The following is a 23,458-nucleotide window of genomic DNA, read 5'->3' as shown; positions in this document are numbered from 1 at the left end:
TGCCGGGATGCGGGGATTGGCAAACCTCTCTAGAGGAAACGGCCGGGAGCGGCCCTCGGGGTTGCCGGGCGGGGGCGCGCGACGCACCTTGGGAGCATGGGAGCCGAGAGCCGTGTACCCGTTCCCGATCCCCCGTCCGCCGTCCCGATCCCGTGGTGGGTCCGCCTGTCGCGGTGGCTCAACGGGTCCCGGGTGTGCTCGGTGGGCGACTGCATCGAGCTCACAGAGCCGACAGAACGCCATTGCACCACGCACATCCGCACCTTCCGCTCACGACTCGGAGAGCACCGATGCGCCGCGCCCCGCTGCGTGCGGGCGCGCGCGACCGGCGACCACCTGTGCCCGCAGCACCGTGAGGAGGCGCCGACCGCTCTCGGCTCCGCCGCGGTGCGGGGCGGGCGGTGGAACGCCGCCGGCCCCGGTCCGCCCCAGGGCGGGCCGTAGGACGACGGCCGTTCCACGGGCGAGCAGGATGCCTCCCCTTCCTCTGCGGACAGGGCCTTGGCCTCCTCTCCGGCAGCGGGGAGGAGGGGAGGCGTCCGCTCGGGTACACGCAGCACCGGTCCATGGGGGCGATCCCCGGCGAACGAGGCGACGGGTGCACCCCCCGCGGCGGTTCGAGTCCTGCGAGCCGGTGTCATGAAAGGCCCGGGCCTCCGGCGGCCCGCCCACCGCGTTCGCTTCCGAACGCTCACCTGCTGTTTCCCGTGAAACCACCCAAAGTGACGACCGGCGTAGTCCGGCGCACGTCCGGGGGCGGGCGGCGCGCCTTCAGACGAGCTTCTGCAGCTCCGCCTGGGCCTCTTGTGTCTCCGGAGCGCCCAGGTCGGCGAAGAGCTTGGCGGCGCTCGCCAGATAGGTCACCCGATCGTCGTGCGGGACGGCCTCGGGCAGGAGGCCGAGCCGCAGCAGAGCGCGTCCTTCGACGTGGCGCTCGCCCCTGGTGCGGGCCAGCTCCAGCGCCCGCTCCTGGATCCGCTGGGCTTCGGCCGCGTCACCGTACTCGGCGTAGGCGCACCCCAGCTCAGACAGGATCTCGGAGTCCGCGCTGTGCTGTCCGACCTCCTCTCCCAGCTGCAGGGCGGCCTTGTGCGACTCGATCGCCGCCTCGATGTCGCCGCTGCGGCGCTGGGCCACCGCCATGCCGTTGCGGATGTAGAACTCGTCACGCTGGGACCCGATGAGCTGCGCGAGCTTCAGCGCCTCGGACAGGTAGGAGAAGGCCTGGTCCAGCTTGCCCAGTTGGGAGTTGACCTCTCCCAGCACGCGCAGGACCTGGGCGGAGGTCTCGTACTGCCCCTCTTCGCTCTTGATCTTCAGTGCCGACTCGCAGAGCTCAAGGGCCTTCTCGTAGTCGCCCAGAACCTGGTACATCGCGCCCAGGTTGGCCCGCTGTACGCCCTCAAGGGAGCGGTCGCCGGCGGCGACCGCATACTCGAACACCTTCCAGATGCAGGAGAGGGCCTCGTGGAAGCGCCCCATCCGGTCGTAGACCATGCTCAGGCTGGAGTAGACCCGCGCCTTGCCGCGCTCGTCGTCGATGGTCTCCAGCAGCTCGCGCGCCTCGTTCAGCAGGTTCAGCGAGTGGCTGAACCGGCCCGCCAGGCAGTGGGCGATGCCAAGGCCGATGAGGGTGGCGGCGCTGCCGCGCACGTTGCCGTTGGCCCGGCTGGCGGCGAGCGCCTTCTCCTGGGTCGACATCATCAGCTCGGTCTGGCCGTGGTTCGCGTAGTGCCGCCACAGCGAGTCGGCGAGCTGCCACGCCTGCTCGTCCAGCCCTGCGCCCGCGTAGAAGTCCACAGCCGAGGCGAGGTTGTCCTGGTGGCGCTCGAACCACGCGGTGGCCTGGGCGTGGTCGGCCAGCGTGGTCTCGTACCTGGAGGAGCTGCTCCGGTCGATCTCGTAGTGGTGGCCGCGCGGCCCCATCATGTCGGCCGCGCGATTGGCCATGTCGAGGTAGTGGTCGGCGAGGCGGCGCCGAGCCTCCTCGGCCTCGGCAGGGGAGAGATCGGTGGCCGCCTTCTCGCGGGCGTAGGAGCCGAGCAGGTCGTGGAACCGGTAGAGGTCGACGCTGGGCTCTTCGAACAGGCAGACGCTCACCAGCTCCTGGAGCAGGTCGTCGGCCTCGGGAGGGTCGCAGTCGAGCAGGGCGGCCGCGCCGTGGAGGTCGACGGTGCCGCCGATCATCACGCCCAGGATGAGGAACGCGCGGCGCTGCTCTTCGTTGAGACTCTGGTAGGACAGCTCGAAGACGGCTTCGACGCTGTGGCCCTCGATCCGCAGCTCGCGGAACATCCGGTGGTGCTCGGTAAGCCGCTGCTTGACGTGCTCGAAGGTCCAGCGCGGTCGGCTGAGCATGCGGCCCGCCACGATGCGCAGCGCGAGCGGGAGCCCGCCGCACAGCCGCACGACCTCGCGCGCGGTCGGCTCCTCCTGGTCGACGCGGTCCTGCCCCAGAACGGCCGAGAACAGGCGCAGCGACGACTCCTCGGTGAGCATGCCCAGGGAGATGTACTGCGCCCCGCTCAGCCCGGGCAGGTCCTGGCGCGAGGTGACGAGGGTGAAGGACCCCGGTGCGGCCGCCAGCAACGGGCTGATCTGCGCGAAGTTGGCGACGTTGTCCAGCACGATCAGCACCCGCCGACCTGTCAGGCTCGCGCGCCACAGCGCGGCGCGCTCCTCGACGGACTCCGGGATCGCGTCCGGCTGCACGCCGATCGCGCGCAGGAGGCTGCCCAGCGCCGCGGCGGGGATGACGGGTTCGTGCTCGACCGTGTAGCCGTAGAGGTCGATGAACAGCAGGCCGTCGGGGAACCGGTCGGCCAGCCGGTGCGCGCCGTGCACGGCCAGAGTCGTCTTACCCGCTCCGCCCAGGCCGGTCACGACAGCGATCTCGGCCCGGTTCTCGTCGCGCATCCCGAGCGCGAGCAGGCGGTCCACGTCGTTCTCGCGCCCGGTGAAGTCGGGGATGTCGCGCGGGAGGTCGTTGCGCGAGACGAAGTCGCGCGGCCGCTGCGCCCGTAGCGGCGTCTGCTCAACCGGGGCCGCCCCGCCCGAGGAGTCGACGGCGCCGATGAGCCGCCCGACGTTGGACTCGGTGTCGCGCAGGATCTGCCCGTGCAGCTCCATGACCTCGGGACTCGGGTCGACGCCGAGCTCCTCGGCCAGGTACTCCCGGCACTCCTGGAAAACCGCGAGCGCGGAGGCGCGCTGCCCGCTGCGGTACAGCGCAGCGATCAGGAAGTACTGGAGGCGCTCCCGCATCGGGTCCTCGCGCACCAGCGGCGTGACCCGGGTGACGATCTCGGTGTAGCGGTGCAGGGCGAACGCGCACTGCGCCCACGAGGTCCAGGCGCTCCAGTTCTCTTCGAGCAGCGGCCGGGCGACGGCGTTCCACAGGTGCTCGGAGCCGGTGCCGGAGAAGGGCTGGCCGCGCCAGCACGCGAGCGCGTCGTCCCAGAGGACGGCCTCCTCGGCGGGGTCGCCCGCGGCCTTGGCGCGTTCGACGAGTGCGCGGAACCGGTGCAGGTCGACCCGGTCCGCCTCGACCGCCGCCATGTAGCCGCCGGCGGTCGTCTGGATGACGTCGGGAAAGGAGCGGCGCAGGTGCGAGATCTGCACCTGGATCACGGAGCGGGCGGTCCGGGGCGGGTCGTCGTCCCACAGGTACTCGATCAGGCGGTCGACGGTGACTTCCTTGCCCCGCTCCATGAGAAGCGTGCCCAGTACGCAGCGCTGTCGCGGACCGCCGACGGAGAGCGACTCTCCGTCGTTCGACCACGCTGATATGGGGCCGAGCACGCCAAAATTCACGAACAGCACTCTAGCAAGGCGGTTCGCGCGGCACCGGGGGAAGCAACAGCGCTGTGGACGCCGTGCTCCCCTCCCCGAAGCACGGCGTCCACAGCGGCACGCGGGACCGCATCAGCGGCCCCCGGGACTCGTCGCCCCTACTTGTCGGACTCCTTCTCGGGAGTCTCCGCCTCCTTCTCGGAAGGGGCGCTCTCGGGGGCCGTCTGGTCCTCCTGCTCGGGGTCGGGCTCGGAGAACGGCTCGATCCTGGCGGCGATGGAAGCGAACTCCGCGTCGATCGACGCGGCGGGGGCGACCGCTGCTTGGCTCATCGGTGATCCTCGGTTTCTGCAGAGTGGTGCACGGATGCGGACCGAAGGGGGCTAGGGCCAGTCAACCATCGGTGCGTCGTCGTCGACCGGCTGGTCTTCGTCCTCCTCGAACGTCTCGTAGTCCGGTTCGGAGAAGGGATCGACCCTGGCGATGATGGCCGCGAACTCCGCCTCGACGCTGCGGGCGCCGACGAGCAGGGGCGAAGTCATGGAGACTCCTTCGGTCGCATGGAACGTCAAGGAGAAGGCCTGCCCCCGCGATCGAGGTTTCGGCCCGAAGCACTCCGGGGCCCGGTCGGCTTCCAACCGCCGACGACCCCGTGCCCAACGCGGCCGGCGCCCGCAGGCCGTCCTCCTGCGGGTGCCGGTCCGGCTGAACGTGGTTCCAGCCTAGGAACAGGGTCTTGCGGACCGCTTTCAGTTCACTTTCGGCTGACGGCAGCCCCTCTCGGCGGGCCGCGCGCGCTACCCGGGCGTTCGGTTCCCGACACTCGGGAATCTGTCCTCATCAGGCCGCGAAAGGGCACGAAGGGGGTGGTTCCCTCTACACTTCCTGCTCGTGGCACACCACGCTCCAGACACCGACGAAGAATCGAGCGGCCTCCTTCCCCAGAGCACGCTCTGGAGGGTGGTCATCCTGCTGATGGCCGCCGCCGTCCTGGCGGCGGCGACCCTTCTGCTCTGGGCGACCGGCGGCCTGGCCCGGGCGGACGCCGGCCGCGGCGTCGAGCCGGGTACCGAGGTGCGCACCAAGATGTACACCCTGACCCCGCAGAAAGCGGAGTTCGTCAAGGACGACGCCGGCCTCACCGCGCTCCAGGTACGCGCCGAACTCACCTCGAACGACACCAAGCCCCTTCAGGTCAGCCAACTGGGCCGCGTGATCGAGGTGGCGTTCCCCTCCGGCGCGATCGACGCGTCCGCGCTCAGCCTGGCCTACGTCCGCCACCCTGAGGGCCTGGTGTTCGAGGTCCAGCCCGGTATGCGCGAGAAGGTCGTCATGACGTGGTCGCTGCGCAAGGCCGAGGCGGACGACAAGCAGGACGAGCAGGAGCAGTCCGACAACCCTCTGGCCGGCCTGGAAGGCGAGTCGGGCGACTCCGAGCCCTTCGACCTCGACGAGCTGATGAAGACCCCCGAGGACGTGGCGCCGCTCGCCGAGAAGGAGGACGAGGTGACCCTGACCTTCAGCGAGACCGAGTTCTCGCCGGGCTTCACCGACCAGTCCAAGTCCTGGAAGGCCACCGACGACGTCGCGGCCGAGGTCACCATCCCGCTCGGGAAGGGGTGAGACGCGCGTGGCCTCCTCTTTCGTCCGCAGCGCGTTCGCGACCTTCGCCACCCTGACGCTGCTCGCCCTGATCGTGGCGGCCCAGTCGCTGGTGCCCGACGAGACGCTGGCGACCGAGCCCATCGCCTACTCGGGCGACATCGGCGAGCCCGTCGACGCCGACCAGTTTTCCGTCACCGTGCAGAAGGTCCGGTTCGCCGAGACCGTGGCCGACAAGGACGGCTTCGGCTCCTCCGGGCCGATCGAGGCGCACGGCGTGTGGCTGGTGGCCACCGTCCGGATCACCTCGGCCTCGGCTCCGCTGATCAACGTCGACGCCGAACTCGTGATGGACGACGGCTACGTCTACTCCGCCAACGGGTGGCTGAGCAACAGCCTCTCCGGCGGCCTCAGCACCACGCTGGAGGCGGGGATCCCCGTCACCGGCATGCTGGTGTTCGAGGTGCCCGAGGACCGGATCTCCGCACCCGTCCTCCAGGTGAACGCCCGCGAGTCGGTCGACGACCGCCTCAGCGCCCGCGCCGACATCGACCTGGGGCTGAGCGGAGCAGAGCTCGACCAGCGCCTCTCCCGGCCGGACGAGCGTATCGACGTTCCCGCACCCGCCAAGACGTCGTAGGAAGCGCCGCCAATGCACCCTGACGACCCCCGCCGCGGCGAGCGGCCCCACGACCATCGGCCGCGCGCCGAGAAGCAGTCCTCCGGCGACCGGCAGCCGCCGACGCCCCCCGAGGGGCAGCGGCATCCCTCCGGCGGGCAGCGTCCGTCCCCGGAGCACCCGCCCTCGGCCCCCGGCCCGGAGGGCCGCCCCGCGCCTCCGCCCCCGGGGAACCGGCCGCCTGCCGGCCCGCCCGGACAGCAGGGCGGCCGCCCTGCCCCGGCGCCTCCGCCCCCCGGCGCCAACGGTCCCCACCCGGGGCCGTCGGGCCCCGGCCCGCGGCCCGGCGGCCCCGTTCCCCATGGGGGACCGGGGCCTCAGGCTCCCCGGGGACCGCAGGGACCGCCGCCGGGACAGCAGCCGGGCCCGCCGCCCTGGCAGGGGCCGCAGCCCGGCCCGCACCCGTCCCAGGGCCGCCCGGGCCCGCCACCGCCGCCGCCCGGCGCTCCGCAGGTCGGCCCCCCGCCGCCCGGCGGTCCCCAGGGCGGCCGACCGGTCGGTCCGCCCGGCCCCCAGGGGCAGCAGGTGCCGCAGGGTCCGCCCGGCCCGTACGGTCCGCAAGGCCCCTATGGGCCTCCCCCGCCTCCGGGCACGCCCGCCTTCGCGCCGCCGCCCGGCGGGTACCCTCCGCAGGCGCAGCCGCCGCACCCCGCGCTGCCTGTAACGCAGGGGAGCCCACGCGCGCGGCGGGCGCTCCCGTTCTGGAGGCGCGCCCACCTGCCGTCAATCGCCGTATTGGCGGTGGCGCTGCCGACCGCTCTCGGCGTGCCCTGGTGGATGGAGCGCGAGGCGATGCTCGACCAGGGCGCGATATCGCCGGAGCCGATCGCGGTCGCGGGCACCGAGGACCCCGCGGAGCTGGTGGGCAGCCGCTGGGAGCTGCGCGGCACGCTCGTCGGCGAACTGGAGGGATCTGCGCCGCCGCCCGACGGCACCCGCCTCGTCGACGCCGTGTTCAAGCTGACCCCCGGCGAGGGCAAGGCGCGCAAGCGCCTCACGGACTGCGACTTCCGCGCGGTCGACGACCAGGGCCGCTGGTGGCAGCCGACTTCCAGCTACTCCATGCGGCCCAGCCTGGAGGGCACGGTCTCGGTCCTCTACGGATGCACCGGCGAGGACGGCGAGCCGCTGCCCGCCGGCGAGGAGGCCGGCGTGGTGGTCAGCTTCCTCGTGCCCGACGACGCCGTCGACTCACTCGTCTTCGAGGTCGCCGTGCCCACCGCCGGCGGCGGTGCGGACCCCGCCCCCCAGGCGATGCGCTTCGAGCAGGAAGAGTAAGCGCGGCCCCCGGCGGCCGCCGGGGGCCGCGCGGGCCCGACCGGGTGCGCAGGCGACGGCGCTCAGGCGTGCACGCGCCCCGCCGCGCGGGCGCGGCGTCCGGTGCTGGAGGCGTTCAGGCTGCGCAAGGTGACCTCGAACGTCGCCGCCAGAAGGCACACGCGCATCAGCTCGTGCAGCGCGTCGACCATGAAGTTGACGGGCGTGAGCCACGGCCACCACCAGCCGAGGAAGTCGTGCGGCCCGACCGCGACGAAGACGCCGCGCTCCAGCCAGGCGAAGGCGACCTCCATCAGCACGTAGTAGAGGCAGAAGCCCAGGTAGAACACCGGGCTCGCGCGCAGGATGAAGCGGAAGGCGTTGATGAAGGGCGTCCACCGGTCCTGCGCGCTGCGCCGCATGAGCCGGCCCACCTGGCGCAGGACGCTGTTGCTCGGCGAGGTCAGCGCGTCCTCGATCTTGGCTGCGCGGGTGCCCTTGCGGAACAGCGCATCGTGGCGGTCCATCTCGGCGCCGAAGATCACCGCTGCGATGGTCAGCCACAGCAGCGGCTCGAACAGGCCGTCGCGCAGGTGCAGCAGCAGCTGCCCGACCAGGTCCAACGCGGCCAGGTAACCCTGCTCGATCGGCAGCGACGTGGCGCCGCCGAGGCTGCGCATGAACTCCAGGATGCCGTTCTCGAACGCGTGCCAGGCCTGGCGCTGGGCGGCCCAGGTCTTGATGTTGTTGTAGACCTGCATGATCGAGAACAGGCCGAAGAACATCCAGTTGGCCTCGAACACCGCCGTGAACATGCCCAGGATCTTGCTGTCGGTGCGGGCGTAGAGCCGGTCGCACAGCACCCGCAGCAGGAAGGATGCCAGCGCGACGGCCAGCGGAAGGCCGAGCGCGTTGACGTCGTTGATCTCGACGAACCCGGTAAGGCCGCGCTGGTTGATCAGTTCCACGTTGTACTGGCGGAACTCCTCGGCGAAGCGGCCCCAAGCGTTGTAGAAGATGAGGAACGGCAGGATCGACCCCGCCACCGCGTCGACCCAGCGCCGCTCGCCTTCGGAGACCCCGCCGGAGCGGGGGGAGGTCCGGGTGAACAGCTCGCGGTCGACGGTGGGCAGGCCCGGCCGCAGCATGTGGAACATGACGATGGTGACGGTCAACTGCGTCAGCACGACGAGGGTCATGCCGATGAGGCCCACGTTCTGGTCGAAGGCCGACAGCCGGACGACGCCGCGCATCATCATGTCGTGCAGAAACGTGCCGATGACATAGACGCACAGCAGCGGCGCCCAGTACCGCCTCGCCAGGTCGAGGGTGTACAGGGGAAGCCGGGAAACCGAGGCCGTCGCCTTTGCCGTACTGCTCATCGCGCGCAAATCCTAGCGGGCAGGGGGTGCGCGGTGGGTATCCGCACTGGCCGGAGTCGGCCGCAGTGGGCAAGGTGGAGGGGTCGAGACCGCCCCGTCGATCGGGGCAGGAGAAGGAGGTGGGATGAGCGACGGCGACGGCTGGGTGACTCTTCCCGACGGTTCGCGCCGCTGGGGGCGCTTCGGCAGCGCAGGCCTGCTGCTCCGCGCGCCCGGGCAGCGCAGCGGCCCCTCCGGCCGGGTGCTGATGCAGCACCGCGCGGTGGGCAGCCACCAGGGCGGCACCTGGGGTGTGCCCGGAGGGGCGCGCAACAGCGACGAGAGCCCTCTGCAGGCCGCGCTCCGGGAGTTCGCCGAAGAGGTGTCCGGCGACCCCGGCGCGTTCGAGCTGATCGGACTGCACCGCCAGGAGCACGCGGTCTGGCGCTACGACACGGTGCTGGCGCGCACCGCGTCGGGCGGGCGACTCGAAGCAGCCAACTGGGAGAGCGACGAGGTGCGGTGGGTCGGAGTCGGCGAGGTGGCCGGGCTGCGGCTGCTGCCGGCCTTCGGCCGCACCTGGCCGCTCCTGCGCGAGGCGCTGGGCCGACGGCTCGCCCTGGACGTCGACGCCGCGACGGTGCTGCCCGATGAGAGCCCGGCGGCGCTGGAGCGGCTGCGCGACGACCTGTCGGAGCTGGCCGCCTCGGGCGTGGCCGCCGAGGCGCTGCCCGACGGGTTCGCCGAAGCCGGCCTGCACCTGTGGTTCCCGCGGATCAGTCTGCTGGTCGGGGCGGCGGCCCCGGTTCCCGCCCCCGCGCCCGGCGTCGAGGTGGTGCGTGCGCGCCCCGGCGCGGCGGTCGGCGCCCCAGGGCAGGACGCCGCGGACGGCGTGCGCACCGACACCCTCCTCGTCACCGGCGGCGACGGCACCGAGCGCGGCGGCGCCGCCACGGTTCCTCCGGCGTGGCTGGCGGAGGCGGGTGTGCTGTCGAACGCGGTCGAGGGGGTGCGCGGCGCGGCGGAGGGCTGAGGCTCGACGGTCTACTGGTGGTGAGCGGGCGGGGCACTTCCGCCGCGCGCCGCTCGTTCATCCGGCAGAAGCCGCCCACAGGGCTGTGGAAAAAGTCCGCGGCCTAGGGTCGACAGGTGCCAGAGTGCTCCGTCAGGGGTAAGTCAGGGATGTGCCCTGATGCACCTCCGCCGCCGGGCGGGCATCCTGGGTGGACAGGCTGGGCACAGGCTTCCAACCAGCCGGAACAAAGGAGCTGACATGACGCTGGAGCGCGGAAACTCGCTTATGCCCGTGCACGCGGCGACACTTATGTGGCCCACCGGTATCGCGACGGGTGCGGGCGTGGTGGCCGGAGGCCTGTCCTTCCTCACGGCTCTGCCCGCCATCACCATCGCCGGCCCGATCGGGACCGCGATCTTCTTCTTCGCGCTCGTCGGCGGGGGCGTCGCACTCCTCGGCAGCAAGGGCGACCGCCGGGCGCGCCGGTGGGCGGGCCAGTACCCCTGGCGGTTCGCCGCCGGACCGGCCGCGCTGGCCGGGTTGGGCGTCGCCGCAACCTCGCTGCTGAGCGCGGGCTTCTTCGGCGCGATCTTCGCAGGCCTTGGAGCGGCAGCGGTGATCTGGGTCATCCTCGGTATCGTCGGCATGGTGGCGGGGAACAAGTCGACCTGATCCACTTGTTGCACCGGTCTATGGCAGAACAACCCACGGGGAACGACCAAGCGCTCTATGTCGACTGAAGCTCGTCAGAAGATGATCGAGCGGGTCCGCGGGCTCCTCCGGATGGCGGAGGACCCTGCGGTCACCGATTCCGAGAGCCAGGCGTTCACCGCCAAAGCGGCCGAACTGATGACTCGGCACGCCATCGCGGAGGCCGAGGCGCGCGCCGAGCGGGGCGAGTCGCCGGAGTCCGTCACCCGGTTCGACTTCCCGGTCTCCGGCGTGGGAGGGCACGGCAAGGCGCGTGTCAAAGCGCTGGCCGGGATCGCCGCCGCCTACGGCTGCCAGTCGGCTGTGCGCGGCAACACCTCGGCCAACACCGAGCGCACGCTGATCATCGTCGGCACCGCGAGCGCCCTCGACGCGCTCCGGGTCCTGCTGCCCTCCATCACCATGCAGATGGAGGCCTCGGCCCGCTTCACGGCGCGCGAGCACATCGCCAACCTGCGCGAGCTGCGCAACTACGACCGCTCCACCCTCTCAACCGAGCGCAGCCGCTTCTACCGGTCGTTCGTGCGCGCCTACGGCTACGCAGTTGCCGAGCGGATCAAGGAGTTCCGCGCCCGGCTGCGCGAGGAGCGCGAGGAGGACGGCGCCGCCGCGTCGGGGTCGGGCGAGGCAGGCGAGCAGGAGGCCTCCTCCCGCGGGGCCGAAGTCGTGCTGCGCACGGACATCGACCGGGTGCGCGAGGATTTCCAGCGCCGCTTCCCGCAGCTCAAGCCCACTCGACCAGAGCGCACCCACCACCGGGCCGGCTACCGCGCCGGGTACGTGCGCGGACGCCGCGCCGAACTCGGCATCGGCTCTTCGGTTGGCCAAGGCGGAACCTCGGCTCTGTCCGAAAGGGAGTAAGCGGACGCCTGCGCCCTATCCACATGTCTTCCCCCATTGGCGGAGCCTTGTGGATAACCCTGTGGGTAACTCGTGGAAATCCGACGGGAGTCGCCGAGCGGTCAAAAATGCCTGTGGATAAACCACGGGAACCCACCTTCTTCGTTCTCCTCGGCGGTTGACCGGGAGATGACCCGCCTTGGCTTTCCGTTCACTTCCGGCCCACCTTCCTGTTCGCCGCCTTCTCTGCGCGGGTCCGTAATCGGCGTCCCGGTCGCGTCCCATTCGTCCAAGACCGGGCGCCCGTTGCGGGGCTAGCGTGGAAAGCATCCGTTCGGACCGACCCACTTCGGTGGGACGAAGGATGTGAGTGGCCATGACCGCAGAAGCGAACCCACTCGTCTGCTACCTGTGTGTGGACGGCGCCGATGCCGCGATCGACTTCTACCGCCGCGCGTTCGGCGCAGTCGAGGACCAGCGCTGGACGGGCGAGGACGGCCGCATCGGCCACGCCGAGCTCACCGTGGAAGGCGCGCCGGTCTATCTCGCCGACGAGCACCCGGAGCTCGGCCTTCGCGGACCGCTGGCCGCCGGCGACACTCCGGTGAGCCTGATGCTCACGGTCGCCGACGCCGACGCCGTGTTCGAAGCGGCGCTCGCCGCCGGGGCGACCGCCGAGAGCCCGGTGGAGGACCAGCCCTACGGCATGCGTATGGGGTGGCTGCGCGACCCGTTCGGCCACCGGTGGGGGATCGGCTCCTACGTGGCCGAGGTGTCCGCAGAGGAGCTGCGCGAGCGCGTCGGCGACTCCTACACCATCACCTGACCTCCCCGCTACCGGCTCCGCGGCGCCACGCACGGGCGCCGTGGAATTCGGCGTGACCGCCTCGGCTGCGGGGGTGACGTAGACCACGTTTTTGGGGAAGAGTGAAGTAGCACACGCCAGTGTCCGACGAGGGAGTTCACCGGGATGACCGCAGCCACGCTCCTGAGGCCGTTCCAGCGCTACAAGACGGCCCTGCTGCTCACCTACCACGACGACGGCGTCAGGCCGCAGAGCCAACAGGTCAGCGTCGCGGTCGAGGACGGCCGGGTCCTCTTCCGCACGTGGGAGGAGTCGGGTGGGGCGCAGCGGCTCGCCCGCAACGCCGGCGCCGACCTGCAGCCGGCGGCGTTCAACGGCAAGCCGCGCGGAGGCGCCGTGCGCGGCGAGGTACGCCCCCTGGACGGCGACGAGGCCAAGCGCGCCTCCCTGCTGCTGGCGCGCCGCCACCCGATGCTGCACGGCTGGGGGGTGCCGATGACCCGCAAGCTGCTGAAGTACCGCACCCGGCACTACGAGTTCGTGCCGCTGGACCTCAACCACGACATCGAGAACATGGAGGGCTGCCCCGACTGAGCCGTCGCTGCCGAGCTCCCGGGGCGCGGCCGGGCCAGGGGACCGGCCGGGCCAGGGCGAGGGCAGGGCCAGGGCGAGGGCAGGGCCCCTATGCCGCGTGCGCCGTCACGCCACCCGAAGCGGCATGACCAGGTAGCGGAACTCGGGGGGCCGAGCGTCGTCGGCGGGGACGTCGGAGAGGACGACGGGCTTGGTCGGCTGGGTGAAGTCGATGTGGACGGACTCGGAGTGCACCGCGCCCAAGCCGTCGAGGAGGTAGTCGGGCGTGAACGCCACGCGGATGGGATCGCCCCTCAGCTCGGCGTCGAGCCTTTCGGCGGCTTGGGCGTCGTCGCCCGATCCGGCCTCCAGCACGACCTCGCCCGCGCTGAAGGAGAGGCGCAGCGGGGTGTTGCGGTCGGCGACCAGGGCGACGCGCTTGACCGCCTCGATCAACGGCGCGGTGGCGAGCTTCGCGCGGGCGCCGGACTCCTGCGGGAACCGGGATTCGTACTTGACGAAGTCGCTGTCGATCAGGCGCGTGGTGGTGCGCCGTCCGTTGTTCTCGAAGCCGATCATCCCCTCGCCTGCGGCCCCGCCGGCGGCCGCCGACAGCGCGAGGTCGATGTTGGTGCCGCCGACCAGCGAGCGGGCGATCTCGTGCAGCGTTCGAGCGGGAACCAGAGCGGAGGTCTCCAACTCGGCGGCCTGCGGCTTCCACCACAGCTCGCGTACGGCGATGCGGTATCGGTCCGTTGCGACCAGGGTCAGCGATTCGCCGGAGAAGGCGATGTTCACGCCGGTGAGCATCGGCAGCGTGTCGTCGCGGCTGGCGGCCGGGCCGACCTGGCGGACAGCGGCGGCGAAGGAGTCGGCGCTGAGGGAACCGCTGACCTCAGGCATCGCCGGCAGCGCCGGATAGTCCTCGATCGGCAGCGTGAGCAGGGTGAAGCGCGCACTGCCGCAGGTGACGAGCACGCGAGCGCCGTCGGCGTGGAGCTCCACCGGGGCGTCGGGGAGGTTTCGGGCGATCTCGCCGAGCAGCCGGCCGGAGACGAGGACGGCGCCGGGGTCCTCGACGGAGACCTCGACCTCGGCCCGCGCGGAGACTTCGTAGTCGAAACTGGACAGCCGCAGCGCTGAGGAGCCGGCCGCGGTCTCCAGACGCATCCCCGCCAACACCGGCATGGACGGTCGTGTGGGCAGGGCGCGGGCGGTCCACGCCACCGCGTCGGCGAACGAGTCTCGGTCGGCTCGGAATCTCACACTGCCCCACCTCCGTGTAGACGGTCCGGAGGCGCCGAGACCGCTCCCGGACGGCGCCCGGACGTCGCCGACCTGGTGCCGGCTCGGCCACCGTATCCGTCGGCTGCGACATTCCCGGAGCACCAACGGTGCGAACACCCGGCCGTGCCGGCGCGGGCCGCACCGGGAGCGGGGTCAGCGCCGGATCGGCTTGAGAGTCCAGGTGACGGTCATGGCGCCGGTGGCCGTTCCGTCCGCGGTGCCCAGCCCGACCTCGACGGCGAACTCCGGCCGCCCGCCCGATTCGAGCTCCGCCTCGATCTCCTCGCGGGGCCGGTTCAGCCGCGCCTCAGCGATCACGTCGCCCATCGCGAGCTTGCGGTAGTGGATCTCCGCCTTGACCGCCAGCGGCACGGCGCGGTCGAGCAGGTGGCCGAACGCGCCGGTGATGATCGCCCCGGACGCCGACTCGCCCAGCGTGAACATCGCCCCGGCATGCGGCCCGCCGACATGGTTGTGGTGGATCTCGGTGTCGGGCAGCCGCATGGCGATGCGGTCGTAGTCGACCTCGAGGAACTCCACGCCCAGCGTGCGGGCGAAGGGCACCGCCGCCAGAAAGCCGGACTTCACGACCTCGGCGGCCTCTTCGTTCATGGTTGCCATGACCTACATATTACTCGCCGGTAACCCGAATGGGTGCGGAGAGACCGGGGTCTCCTTGCCCGTGCTCGCTCCGCGCCGGTCGGCCGCCTATTCTGGCCACGCCGGACCAGCCCCGTGAACAGCGCAGAATCGAGGTCCCGCATGCTCCTGGCCGCCGAGGAGACTCCGGAGTTCCTCTCGCCTGTGGTGCTGCTGGTGTGTGCGGCCGCCGTGATCGGCTACCTCAGCCTGCGCGTGCGCGTCGTCCCCATCGTCGGATTCCTGCTGGCCGGCGTGGCGATCGGCCCGCACCAGCTGGGGCTCGTACCCACCACGGAGACCGTCGAGGCCGCGGCCGAGATCGGTGTCATCCTGCTGCTGTTCACCATCGGCATCGAGTTCTCCCTCGCCCGGCTCGCCTCGATCAAGCGCCACGTGCTGGTGGGCGGCGGGTTGCAGGCCCTGCTGACGATCGCGGTGGTCGCGGGACTGGTCATCGCGTTCGGGGCCGGCTGGAGGGCCGGCGTGTTCACCGGCTTCCTCGTCGCACTCTCCTCCACCGCCATCGTGCTCAAGGTGCTGTCCGCGGCAGGGCGGACCACGGCGCCGCTCGGGCAGGCCTCGATCGCCACGCTGATCTTCCAGGACCTGGCCGTGGTGCTGATGGTGCTGCTCATCCCGCTGCTGAGCGGATCGGGCGAGAGCCCGCTGGAGATCGCCCGCGCCCTGGCCACCGCCGCGGCCGTGCTGGTCGTGGTGCTGGTCGTCGCCCGCAAGGTCATGCCGCCGGTGCTGGAACGCGTGGCGCGCGCCTGCTCGCCCGAGGTCTTCCTGCTCACCGTGGTCGCCATCGGCCTGGGCACCGCCTACCTGACCTCGCTGGCCGGGGTCAGCGTCGCGCTCGGCGCGTTCCTGGCCGGGCTGGTGGTCAGCGAGTCGCGGCACAGCGCGCACGCCCTGGGCGAGGTGCTGCCGCTGCAGATCCTCTTCAGCGCCACGTTCTTCGTCTCCATCGGCATGCTGCTGGATCTGAGCGTGCTGCTGGAGCTGTGGTGGATGGTGCTGCTGCTGGCGGTCGCCGTCGTCGCGATCAAGGCGGCCACCGGCGCGCTGGCGCTGTCGGTGCTGGGCGTTGGCGCTTCCACGGCCGTGGCGGGCGCACTGCTCCTCGCCCAGATCGGCGAGTTCTCCTTCGTCCTCCAGCGCTCGGGAGCGGAGGCGGGCCTGACACCGGCCGGGCTGGGCTCGGACGGCGAGCAGGTGCTCATCGCGGTCACGGTGCTGCTGATGACTTTGACACCGGCGCTGGCCGCGCTCGGCGACCGCCTCGGGCGCTGGGCGGGCGGACGCCTCCGGCCGCGTACCGCGGCGTCCGCCTCGCGTGCCGGCCGCGACGGGGACGACGGCGGCGGAACAGACGCGTCGCCCGAGGCGCCGGTGCTGGTCTCGGGCTGGGGCCCGGTGGCCGCCGAGCTCGCCGCCGCCGTGCGCGCCCGCGGCATCCCCGTGGCCGTCACGACACTGAGCCCCGACCTCGCGGCGGCAGCCGAGGCGGAGGAGTACACCGTGGTCCGCGGCGACCCGTTGCGCCAGAACGTCCTCGAAGCGGCGGGACTGCTCTCGGCCCGCGCTGTCGTCATCGCGGAGAACACCGCCGAGGAGAGCGCCCGGATCGCCGCCGTCGTCGGCCGGCTCGCACCGGACGCGCCGATCGTGGTGCGGCCGGTCGACGCCCCCGAGCCCGGCGTCCTCGCCCCCTCGGGGGCGCGCCGAATCGTCGACACCTCGCGCTCCGTCGGCGCCGACCTGGCCGGCACCCTGCTGGACGAGCTGGGCATCCCCACACCGCCTCCCGGCGACTACCCCGATCCCAGCATCCCGGTCGACTTCGCGGCCGATCCCCAGGCCTGCCCGCACACTTCGCGGATCAGCCCCGTGCTGCCCGGCACGGCCGGGTGCGTCGACTGCCTGCTCACGGGCGAGAACGACTGGGTGCACCTGCGCATCTGCCTCGGCTGCGGCCACGTGGGCTGCTGCGACTCCTCCCCCAACCGCCACGCGTCGGCGCACGCGACCGAGGCCGAGCACCCCCTCGCCGCCGCGGCCGAGGAGGGGGAGGACTGGGCGTGGTGCTACCTGGACAGCACCCTGATCCTCCGCACGGTGTAGTCCGGCCGCACGGCGGGGCAGCCGGTGGGCGGCGGGCACCTCCCCGAACCCCGCCGATCTTGTAGCTATCGTGATGTAAAACGATTTCCAGTGACGATAGCTACAAGATCAACGGTGGTTGGCGCGTGGCCGCTCGGTCGCCAGCGCCCAGATCGCGAGGAGGACGAGCACGCAGCCGCCGAGCTGCGTCGCGCTCGGCCGCTCGCCGAGGAAGACCGTCCCCAGCGCGACCGCCAGGACGGGCTGGATCACCAGCAGGGCCGCACCGGTTCCCGGTGCGAGCCTGGGCAGGGCGGAACCGATCAGCAGCCATGACAGCACCTGCCCGACCAGGGCGAGGGCCGCCAACCAGCCCCACGAGGCGAGCGGCAGTGCCAGATCGACGCCGGTCCATGCGCCGCCGAGGACGGCCGCCGCAGCGGCGGCGGACAGCGTCGAGACGAATACGGGCGCGGCGCTGTGGCCGGTCCCGCCCGCCGACCTGGTGAGGAACAGGTACCCGGCGTAGGCGACACCGGCGGCGGCGCCGCAGATCGCACCGGAGACGGGAGAGGCGCCCGGCGCGGCGTCGCCGACCGCCCCACTCGCGAAGGCCACTCCGGCGAGCATGACCGGCGCGGCCAGGGCGAAGCGGCCTGACGGACGCACCCCGCTGAAAGCCCACGCCAGCGCGGGGAAGACGACCACCTGCACGTTGATCAGCACGGTCGCGATGGAGGCGCCGACGTCGTCGATGCTGCGCGCCCAGAACACGTAGTCCACGCCGAGCAGGAGACCGGCCGCGGCGTCGGCGGCGACGAGCCGTGCCGGGCGGGACCCGCGCGTGCGGTGCTCCGCCGCCGCGAGCGCAGCAGGACGACCAGCGCCAGCGCGCAGCGCAGGAACGCCGTCGTGCCGGGTCCCGCACCCGCGAGCTTCGCGAACGCCGCCGAGGTCGAGTTTGCTGCCGCGCCGGACATCGCCGCGACCACCGGGTGGAGGCGGTCGAGCGGTCCGGCGGTCCGGCCAGCTCCCGGCGCGGCGGCGGACCCGGTTCCGGCGGTCCGGCCGGTCCGCGGAGGCGCCACCGCGGCCGCCTCCGGACGCGGACCCCGGGCCGTCGGATCGCCGTACCTGTCCATGCCGACCACTGTGCCGGGGGCGAGCGCGAAGCAAAAGCGATCATTTCTACCATAAACCCGGTAACATTACTTATGTGTTCAATCTGGAGCGGTTGCGGATCCTGAACGCGGTCGCCGTCCACGGCTCGGTCGCGCAGGGAGCCCAGGCCCTGCACATCACCCCGTCCGGCGTCTCGCAGCATCTCAACAAGCTGGAGCGCGAGACCGGGCACCGGCTGCTGGAGCCCGACGGGCGGGGCGTCCGCCTCACCCACGCGGGCCGCGTGCTGGCCGAGCACGCCGCCGGGGTGGTGGCCCAGACCGGTGCGGCGGAGAACGACCTCGCCGACCTTCGTGAAGAGACGCTCGGTCCGCTGCGCATCGGCAGCGTCGGCAGCGCCGTGCGTACCCTGCTTCCGCGCACGCTGGCCGAGCTGGCCCGCGCGCATCCGCGGCTCATCCCCTCGGTGCGCGACGGCGAGGTCATCGACATGATGCCGCTGCTGCTGCGCGGCGAGCTGGACCTGCTGCTGGTGGAGAGCTGGGCCAACCGCCCGGTCTTCCTCCCGCCCGGCCTGTCCGTGCGTCCCCTCGTCGACGAGGAGGTCAGCGCGGCCCTGTCGGACCGCCACCCGCTGGCCGGGCGCGAGCGGGTCGGCCTGGCCGAGCTGGAGGGCACCCCGTTCGCGAGCTGCTCGCCGGGCACCGAGCAGCACGAGGCGCTGGTGCAGGCGCTGAGAGGGCGGGGCGTGGAGCCGGATGTCCGCTACCTGCTCGACGAGGTGCCGACCCAGTTGGCGCTGGTGGCCGCGGACCTGGCCGCGGCGCTCGTCCCGGAGATGGCGCAGTGGCCGGCTCCCCCCGGCGTTCGCTTCGTGCCGCTGGACGCGCCGCTGCGGCGCGAGATCGCGGCGGTGTGGCGGGCCGAGTACGAGAGCCCGCCGATCCGCGCCTGCCTGGCCGCCCTGAGCGGCGGCTCGGAGGGCGGCGGGGAGCACGGCGGCGCCGGCTGACGCGCGAGCCTCCGCGGCACGGCGCGGCGCAGCAGGCCGCGGAGCTGCGGACCTCCGAACCGACTCGAGTATCTGCGCTATGCTGTGGGCGGCCTGCGTGGCCGCCGCTCATGGAGGGTTCGCATAGTGGCCGAGTGCAGTGCTCTTGAAAAGCACAAGATCCTTAGCGGGATCTCGTGGGTTCAAATCCCACACCCTCCGCGCCTCTGAAGCCCTCTCCCCGTCCGCCGCCCGCGGACCGGGGAGAGGGCTTCGCCCGTTCGCGCCCCGCCCGGCTCACGGCTGCTCTGTACCGGGACGCTACGGCCCGCGCCGGGCGATCCCGCGGGAGGCTCCGGAGCGCACCGGGTGCCGTGCGGGGCCGCTCCGGCGCGGCCCCGCACAGCGGTGTCACCGCGGCCAGGCGAAGGACTCGCCCACGGTGGCGGCCAACTGCAGGTAGGCGTCGCGCGTACTGGGCGCCAGGCGCTCCAGGTCGACCTCGGCGCCCTCCTCCAGGTGGGCGTCCCACGGCACGCGCGCCACAGCGCGGCACCGGCTCGCGAAGTGCTGCTCCAGCCGGTCCAGGTCCACGCTGCTCTTGCCGGTGCGCACCATCGACAGCACCACCACCGCGCCGCGCACCAGCGAGCCGTACTGGTGCGCCTCCAGCCAGTCCAGGGTCGCGCTTGCACTGCGCGCCCCGTCGACCGAGGCCGAACTGACCAGCACGATCTGGTCCGCCAGGCCGAGCACGCCGCGCATGGCCGAATGCAGCAGGCCGGTACCGCAGTCGGTCAGGCAGATCGAGTAGTAGTGCTCCAGCAGCCAGGAGACCTCGCGGTAGTCGTCCTCGCTGAAGGCCTCCGAGACCGCGGGGTCGCGGTCGGACGCGAGGATCTCCAGCCGGCTGTTGGCCTGGGAGGTGAAGGCGCGGATGTCGGCGTAACGGGAGATGGACTCGCGCTCGTTGAGCAGGTCGCGGATGGTGGCCGCGGTCTCCAGCCGCACCTTGTCCGACAGGGTGCCGCGGTCGGGGTTGGCGTCGACGGCCAGCACCCGGTCGCCGCGCAGCGACGCGAGCATCGAGCCCAGTGCCACAGTGGTGGTTGTCTTGCCGACTCCGCCCTTCAGGCTCAGCACCGCCACCCGGTGGTGGCCGCCGCCGACTTGCGTGCGCGCCCGCTCGGTGAGCTCGCGGCGGCGCTGCTCGGCCGCCGACTCCCCCACGTCGACCAGCCCGAAGGTGGCCGAGTGGAGCATCTTGCGCCACCCCTTGCTGGGCCCCGGCCGCTTGTCGCTGACCAGGTTCTCCGCGCGCAGGTCCTCGGCCGTCTCGGGGTGCCCGCTGTAGCCGGGGAACTGCTGGGCCTGCACGCCGTCCGCGAAGTGGGCGGAGTACTGGAAGCCCGTCTGCGGACCGGACGGCGGCCCGCCCGGAGCCCGGCCCTGCGCGGGCCGGTAGCCCTCCGGCGCCCCCGGCGGCGGAGGCGCGCCGTAGGGGTCGTAGCCGGGGTGGGCGTGCGGATTGCCGGGCTGCCGGAGGGGCCGGCTGTAGGCGTCGTAGGGCTGGTTGTAGTCGTCGGGGTGACCGCCGTCCGGCGTGCCGGGCGCGTACGGCGGCTGCGCCTGTCCCGGACCGGGAGGAGGCGGCGCGTTCCACGCCTGCGGACCCGACGGCGCCGGATCCGGCCGCCAGTCGCCGGGCGGGGGAGCAGGACGGCCGCCGGTGTCGGCGCCGCCTCCCGGCCCTCCGGGGTACTGCGACGGCTCCGGGGGAGGCGCGGGAGGCAGGCCGGCCCCCGGGCCGGTGCCCGGTCCGCCGTACGGGGGCCCCGCGTTCGGCGGTAGCGGCGGAAGCTGTTCTGGAGAGGGGACGTCCCCGCCCGGTGCGGCGCGCTCGTCGGCGGGCGCCGACCCGTCCGGCGGGCGCACTCGCGGCGGGGCGGCCGGACCGTCGCCGGCGAGCGGCGGCTCGCCGGGCGCGCCGTACGGTTCCTGTGCGTCTTCGACGGGGCGGACGGGCTCGGCCGAGGTCCACTGCGGTCCGTCGTCGGAGGGCGCCCACCCCCGGCCGGTGGGGCGCGGAGGCGTGGCGGGAGACTCGCCCCAGGCGGCGGGGTCGTAGGACCACGAGCCCGCCGCCGGCTCGCCCTCGTCGCGGAAGGGCGGGAAGACCTCGGTCGCCTCACCGGGGCGCGGACCGGCGCCGTTGGGGCGGGCCGGACCGCCGTCGGGCCGGGAGTCCGGCGCAGGGCTCGGCGCGCGCTCCGGGGGCGCCCACTGGGAGAAGCCGCTATGGCCGCCCGTCCACGGCGCGCCGCCCGCCCCGTTGCTCCACGGCGGCGGGGCCGGCGGTTCGGCGGGTGGCGGCGCCGCCTCCTCTGGACCGGGGGGGTCGAGCGCGGCGCCCCCGTCCTGCTGGGCGTCCCGGTCCGCGGTCCGCCCCTGCGACTCGGCGGCGCGACCGGGGACGCCGGCGCCGTCGGAGGCGCCGCCGTCGCGGTGTCCGGGCATGCGCGCCGCGTCGGGAGCGTCCGGCGCCGGGCGGTCGGACCCGGGCGCCGCGGGAATCGGCTGCCCGTTGTAAGCGGTCCGCGGCTGGTTCGGGTCCTGCGCCGGGCGGCCGGGAGCCGGGGGCTGCTGCGCGGGACCGGGCGGCGGTGCCGGGTACTGGCCCGACGGGTGCGCCTCGCCCGGCCGCGCGCCGGGAAACCCCGGCGGCTCGGCGGGTGGGGGCCCGGCCGGATCGCGGCGTGCGGGATCACCGTCCCAGGCGGCCGGGGGAGGCGGGACCGGGTTCGGCGCCTCCTGCCCGCCGCCGGGGAAGAGGCCCGGGTCGGAAGCGTCCCGGGGTACTCCGCGGGGGTCCTGCGGGGCGGGTGCGTGGTGGGGCCCGGCCCGGTACGGGCCGGAGGGGTAGGCGTCCGGCGCGGGCGCCTGGTTCCAGCCGTCGCCGTACTGCGGCTGCGGCCCGCCCGGCGCACCGGGAACCTGGTAGGGACCCGGCGCCAAAGGCTGCTGCGGAGCGGGCGGCGGTCCGTGGGAAGCGGCGGAGCCGGACGGGCCGTCCTGAATCGGCGCACCGCCGGGTCCGCCGGGTCCGGCGGGTCCGGCGGGTCCGGCGGGTCCGGGGGGTCCGGCGGGTCCGGGGGGTCCGGCCGGATCTTCCCGACCCCGCCGATCCGCCGGCGCCTGCGGGGCGGGCCGGTCCGGCTCGAACCCGGCCATTCCGCCCACGGCGTAGGGAGGCGGCGGGACGGCGCCCTCGTCGACGGCGTAGGGCGGGGGCGGCGGTGACGCGTCGCCGAACCACTGATCGGCCGGGGAGGGGGCCTGCCCGCGGTCGCCCGGAGCAGCCTCGTGCGCCGCGGCGTCCTGGTCGTACCCCCTGTCCCACGCACGCATACCGGCATGTTCGGAACCGTCGTGCTCTCGGTGTGCCAACGCGGTTCTCCTCAAGACGCTTGCTCGGGTGCGCGATGTCCGATCGCTGCCGCCTGGCCGCGCCATGGGGAACGTGGCAGACCAGACCCGGACTCACGGATATTCTCTCCTCCGCCAACAAAGATACGAACCGCAGCCAAAAGCGGACACCCCGCGCCCGCCCGTCCGCCCGCCGTCCACAAGCGGCCGAGCCGGTACGCACGGCCCGCACCGGCCTGGGTAGCGTTGCGGCATGCACGCGATCCTCATCACAGAACCCGGCCCGGCCGACGTCCTGGCCTGGACCGAGGTCCCCGACCCTGTCCCCGGCGAGGGCGAGGTCCTCGTCGACGTCGCCGCCACAGCCGCCAACCGGGCGGACGTCAACCAGCGCCAGGGCAACTACCCTCCGCCCCCGGGCGCCTCCGAGTATCCCGGCCTGGAGTGCTCCGGCCACGTCGCCGCCCTGGGTCCGGGCACCGAGGACTCCGGCTGGTCGGTGGGCGACCCCGTCTGCGCGCTGCTCAGCGGCGGCGGCTACGCCGAGCGCGTCGCCGTGCCCGTCGGCCAGTTGCTGCCGGTCCCCCGCGGCGTCGACCTCGTCACCGCGGCCGCCCTGCCCGAGGCCGCCTGCACGGTGTGGTCCAACGTGTTCATGACCGCCGGCCTGCGCGCCGGCGAGACCCTGCTCGTGCACGGCGGCGGCAGCGGCATCGGCACCCTCGCCATCCAGCTCGCGCACGCGCGCGGCGCGCGGGTCGTGGCCACCGCCGGCAGCGCCGAGAAGCTGGACAGGTGCCGCGAGCTCGGCGCCGACGCGGGCATCGACTACCACCGCGAGCGCTTCCCCGACCGGGTAAAGGAGGTGACCGGGGGCGCGGGCGCCGACGTGGTCCTCGACATCATGGGCGCCTCCTACCTGGCCGACAACGTGCGCTCGCTCAACGTGGGCGGCCGCCTGGTGATCATCGGACTGATGGGCGGGCGCTCCGCCGAGCTCGACCTCGGGCGAATGCTGGTCAAGCGCCTGTCTGTGCACGCCACGACGCTGCGTTCGCGGCCACTGGACGAGAAGGCCGCCATCGTGGCCGGGGTTGCCGAGCACGTCTGGCCACTGGTCGCCGACGGCTCGGTGCGGCCCATCGTGGATCGCACACTGCCGCTGGAGCGCGCCGCAGAAGCACACGGCATCATGGAGTCGAGCGCGCACGTCGGCAAGATCGTGCTCACCCGATGACGACGCGACACC

The 23,458-nt window shown here is 73.1% G+C and carries 19 protein-coding genes and 1 tRNA gene; 12 read left to right on the top strand and 8 right to left on the bottom strand.

The window, feature by feature from the left end; translation table 11 throughout:
• Positions 1-771 precede the first annotated feature (771 nt).
• The 3 genes from RM446_RS17835 to RM446_RS17825 form a co-directional block, all read right to left on the bottom strand.
• Positions 772-3,813, bottom strand: coding sequence for an AfsR/SARP family transcriptional regulator (locus RM446_RS17835; protein WP_311546475.1), 3,042 nt, complete (start codon positions 3,811-3,813; stop codon positions 772-774).
• Between the two features lie 137 nt (positions 3,814-3,950).
• Positions 3,951-4,124 (bottom strand): hypothetical protein, encoded by a 174-nt coding sequence (locus RM446_RS17830; protein ID WP_311546474.1) that lies wholly within the window; start codon positions 4,122-4,124, stop codon positions 3,951-3,953.
• A gap of 51 nt (positions 4,125-4,175) precedes the next feature.
• Entirely contained in the window at positions 4,176-4,334 is a 159-nt protein-coding gene (locus RM446_RS17825; RefSeq protein WP_311546473.1) for a hypothetical protein, read from the bottom strand.
• Positions 4,335-4,683: 349 nt separating this feature from the next.
• Here RM446_RS17825 and RM446_RS17820 point away from each other — a divergent pair, with 349 nt between their 5' ends.
• From RM446_RS17820 to RM446_RS17810, 3 genes are all read left to right on the top strand, one after another.
• A complete protein-coding gene (locus RM446_RS17820) occupies positions 4,684-5,415 on the top strand; it encodes a hypothetical protein (protein ID WP_311546472.1) in 732 nt (243 codons plus the stop codon).
• Positions 5,416-5,422: 7 nt separating this feature from the next.
• The gene (locus RM446_RS17815; protein ID WP_311546471.1) at positions 5,423-6,034 is read left to right on the top strand and encodes a DUF4352 domain-containing protein; all 612 of its coding nucleotides are present in this window, start codon (positions 5,423-5,425) and stop codon (positions 6,032-6,034) included.
• A gap of 780 nt (positions 6,035-6,814) precedes the next feature.
• Complete coding sequence (locus RM446_RS17810; protein WP_311546470.1) at positions 6,815-7,351, top strand: hypothetical protein; 537 nt, start codon at positions 6,815-6,817, stop codon at positions 7,349-7,351.
• Positions 7,352-7,413: 62 nt separating this feature from the next.
• Here the strand turns inward: RM446_RS17810 and RM446_RS17805 are convergent, their stop codons facing one another.
• The gene (locus tag RM446_RS17805) at positions 7,414-8,712 is read right to left on the bottom strand and encodes a hypothetical protein (RefSeq protein WP_311546469.1); all 1,299 of its coding nucleotides are present in this window, start codon (positions 8,710-8,712) and stop codon (positions 7,414-7,416) included.
• A 124-nt stretch (positions 8,713-8,836) separates the two neighbouring features.
• Between RM446_RS17805 and RM446_RS17800 the strand changes: the two genes are divergently transcribed.
• The 5 genes from RM446_RS17800 to RM446_RS17780 all read left to right on the top strand — a co-directional run bounded on the left by RM446_RS17800 (position 8,837) and on the right by RM446_RS17780 (position 12,656).
• Positions 8,837-9,724, top strand: coding sequence for an NUDIX hydrolase (locus tag RM446_RS17800; protein ID WP_311546468.1), 888 nt, complete (start codon positions 8,837-8,839; stop codon positions 9,722-9,724).
• Positions 9,725-9,964: 240 nt separating this feature from the next.
• Positions 9,965-10,378, top strand: a complete 414-nt coding sequence (locus RM446_RS17795) for a hypothetical protein (protein ID WP_311546466.1) — start codon at positions 9,965-9,967, stop codon at positions 10,376-10,378.
• 57 nt (positions 10,379-10,435) lie between these two features.
• Entirely contained in the window at positions 10,436-11,278 is an 843-nt protein-coding gene (locus RM446_RS17790) for a DUF2786 domain-containing protein (protein WP_311546465.1), read from the top strand.
• 355 nt (positions 11,279-11,633) lie between these two features.
• Positions 11,634-12,083: a VOC family protein gene (locus RM446_RS17785; RefSeq protein ID WP_311546464.1), complete on the top strand. Its 450-nt coding sequence runs from the start codon at positions 11,634-11,636 to the stop codon at positions 12,081-12,083.
• 144 nt (positions 12,084-12,227) lie between these two features.
• Entirely contained in the window at positions 12,228-12,656 is a 429-nt protein-coding gene (locus tag RM446_RS17780) for a PPOX class F420-dependent oxidoreductase (protein WP_311546463.1), read from the top strand.
• Positions 12,657-12,761: 105 nt separating this feature from the next.
• Here the strand turns inward: RM446_RS17780 and dnaN are convergent, their stop codons facing one another.
• Positions 12,762-13,901 (bottom strand): DNA polymerase III subunit beta, encoded by a 1,140-nt coding sequence (gene dnaN / locus RM446_RS17775; RefSeq protein WP_311546462.1) that lies wholly within the window; start codon positions 13,899-13,901, stop codon positions 12,762-12,764.
• A gap of 174 nt (positions 13,902-14,075) precedes the next feature.
• Entirely contained in the window at positions 14,076-14,543 is a 468-nt protein-coding gene (locus RM446_RS17770; RefSeq protein WP_311546461.1) for a DUF4442 domain-containing protein, read from the bottom strand.
• Positions 14,544-14,684: 141 nt separating this feature from the next.
• Here RM446_RS17770 and RM446_RS17765 point away from each other — a divergent pair, with 141 nt between their 5' ends.
• The gene (locus RM446_RS17765; RefSeq protein ID WP_311546460.1) at positions 14,685-16,691 is read left to right on the top strand and encodes a cation:proton antiporter domain-containing protein; all 2,007 of its coding nucleotides are present in this window, start codon (positions 14,685-14,687) and stop codon (positions 16,689-16,691) included.
• Between the two features lie 108 nt (positions 16,692-16,799).
• Here RM446_RS17765 and RM446_RS17760 read toward each other — a convergent pair whose 3' ends face one another.
• Complete coding sequence (locus tag RM446_RS17760) at positions 16,800-17,453, bottom strand: DMT family transporter (RefSeq protein WP_311546459.1); 654 nt, start codon at positions 17,451-17,453, stop codon at positions 16,800-16,802.
• Positions 17,454-17,886: 433 nt separating this feature from the next.
• On the opposite strand from RM446_RS17760, the gene RM446_RS17755 reads away from it, so the two are divergent.
• A complete protein-coding gene (locus tag RM446_RS17755) occupies positions 17,887-18,804 on the top strand; it encodes a LysR family transcriptional regulator (RefSeq protein WP_311546458.1) in 918 nt (305 codons plus the stop codon).
• A 112-nt stretch (positions 18,805-18,916) separates the two neighbouring features.
• Positions 18,917-19,005: transfer RNA gene (locus RM446_RS17750), tRNA-Ser, on the top strand.
• A 189-nt stretch (positions 19,006-19,194) separates the two neighbouring features.
• On the opposite strand, the gene RM446_RS17745 is transcribed toward RM446_RS17750, so the two are convergent.
• On the bottom strand, positions 19,195-21,300 hold the full coding sequence (locus RM446_RS17745) for a nucleotide-binding protein (RefSeq protein ID WP_311546457.1): 2,106 nt from the start codon (positions 21,298-21,300) through the stop codon (positions 19,195-19,197).
• Between the two features lie 1,162 nt (positions 21,301-22,462).
• Between RM446_RS17745 and RM446_RS17740 the strand changes: the two genes are divergently transcribed.
• A complete protein-coding gene (locus RM446_RS17740) occupies positions 22,463-23,446 on the top strand; it encodes an NAD(P)H-quinone oxidoreductase (protein WP_311546456.1) in 984 nt (327 codons plus the stop codon).
• Positions 23,447-23,458: the final 12 nt, after the last annotated feature.

This window comes from Streptomonospora wellingtoniae (assembly GCF_031845375.1).
GTDB classification, from domain to species: domain Bacteria; phylum Actinomycetota; class Actinomycetes; order Streptosporangiales; family Streptosporangiaceae; genus Streptomonospora; species Streptomonospora wellingtoniae.
Note: the sequence above shows the minus strand (reverse complement) of the source record. Positions and strands in the feature narration are given on the sequence as shown.

What these genes read in the sequence shown, in the direction of transcription:
- RM446_RS17830 (WP_311546474.1), bottom strand. Translation starts at nt 4,124, where the DNA reads ATGAGCCAAGCAGCGGTCGCCCCCGCCGCGTCGATCGACGCGGAGTTC.
- RM446_RS17825 (WP_311546473.1), bottom strand. Translation starts at nt 4,334, where the DNA reads ATGACTTCGCCCCTGCTCGTCGGCGCCCGCAGCGTCGAGGCGGAGTTC.
- RM446_RS17805 (WP_311546469.1), bottom strand. Translation starts at nt 8,712, where the DNA reads ATGAGCAGTACGGCAAAGGCGACGGCCTCGGTTTCCCGGCTTCCCCTG.
- RM446_RS17800 (WP_311546468.1), top strand. Translation starts at nt 8,837, where the DNA reads ATGAGCGACGGCGACGGCTGGGTGACTCTTCCCGACGGTTCGCGCCGC.
- RM446_RS17795 (WP_311546466.1), top strand. Translation starts at nt 9,965, where the DNA reads ATGACGCTGGAGCGCGGAAACTCGCTTATGCCCGTGCACGCGGCGACA.
- RM446_RS17790 (WP_311546465.1), top strand. Translation starts at nt 10,436, where the DNA reads ATGTCGACTGAAGCTCGTCAGAAGATGATCGAGCGGGTCCGCGGGCTC.
- RM446_RS17785 (WP_311546464.1), top strand. Translation starts at nt 11,634, where the DNA reads ATGACCGCAGAAGCGAACCCACTCGTCTGCTACCTGTGTGTGGACGGC.
- RM446_RS17780 (WP_311546463.1), top strand. Translation starts at nt 12,228, where the DNA reads ATGACCGCAGCCACGCTCCTGAGGCCGTTCCAGCGCTACAAGACGGCC.
- RM446_RS17770 (WP_311546461.1), bottom strand. Translation starts at nt 14,543, where the DNA reads ATGGCAACCATGAACGAAGAGGCCGCCGAGGTCGTGAAGTCCGGCTTT.
- RM446_RS17765 (WP_311546460.1), top strand. Translation starts at nt 14,685, where the DNA reads ATGCTCCTGGCCGCCGAGGAGACTCCGGAGTTCCTCTCGCCTGTGGTG.
- RM446_RS17745 (WP_311546457.1), bottom strand. Translation starts at nt 21,300, where the DNA reads ATGCCCGGACACCGCGACGGCGGCGCCTCCGACGGCGCCGGCGTCCCC.
- RM446_RS17740 (WP_311546456.1), top strand. Translation starts at nt 22,463, where the DNA reads ATGCACGCGATCCTCATCACAGAACCCGGCCCGGCCGACGTCCTGGCC.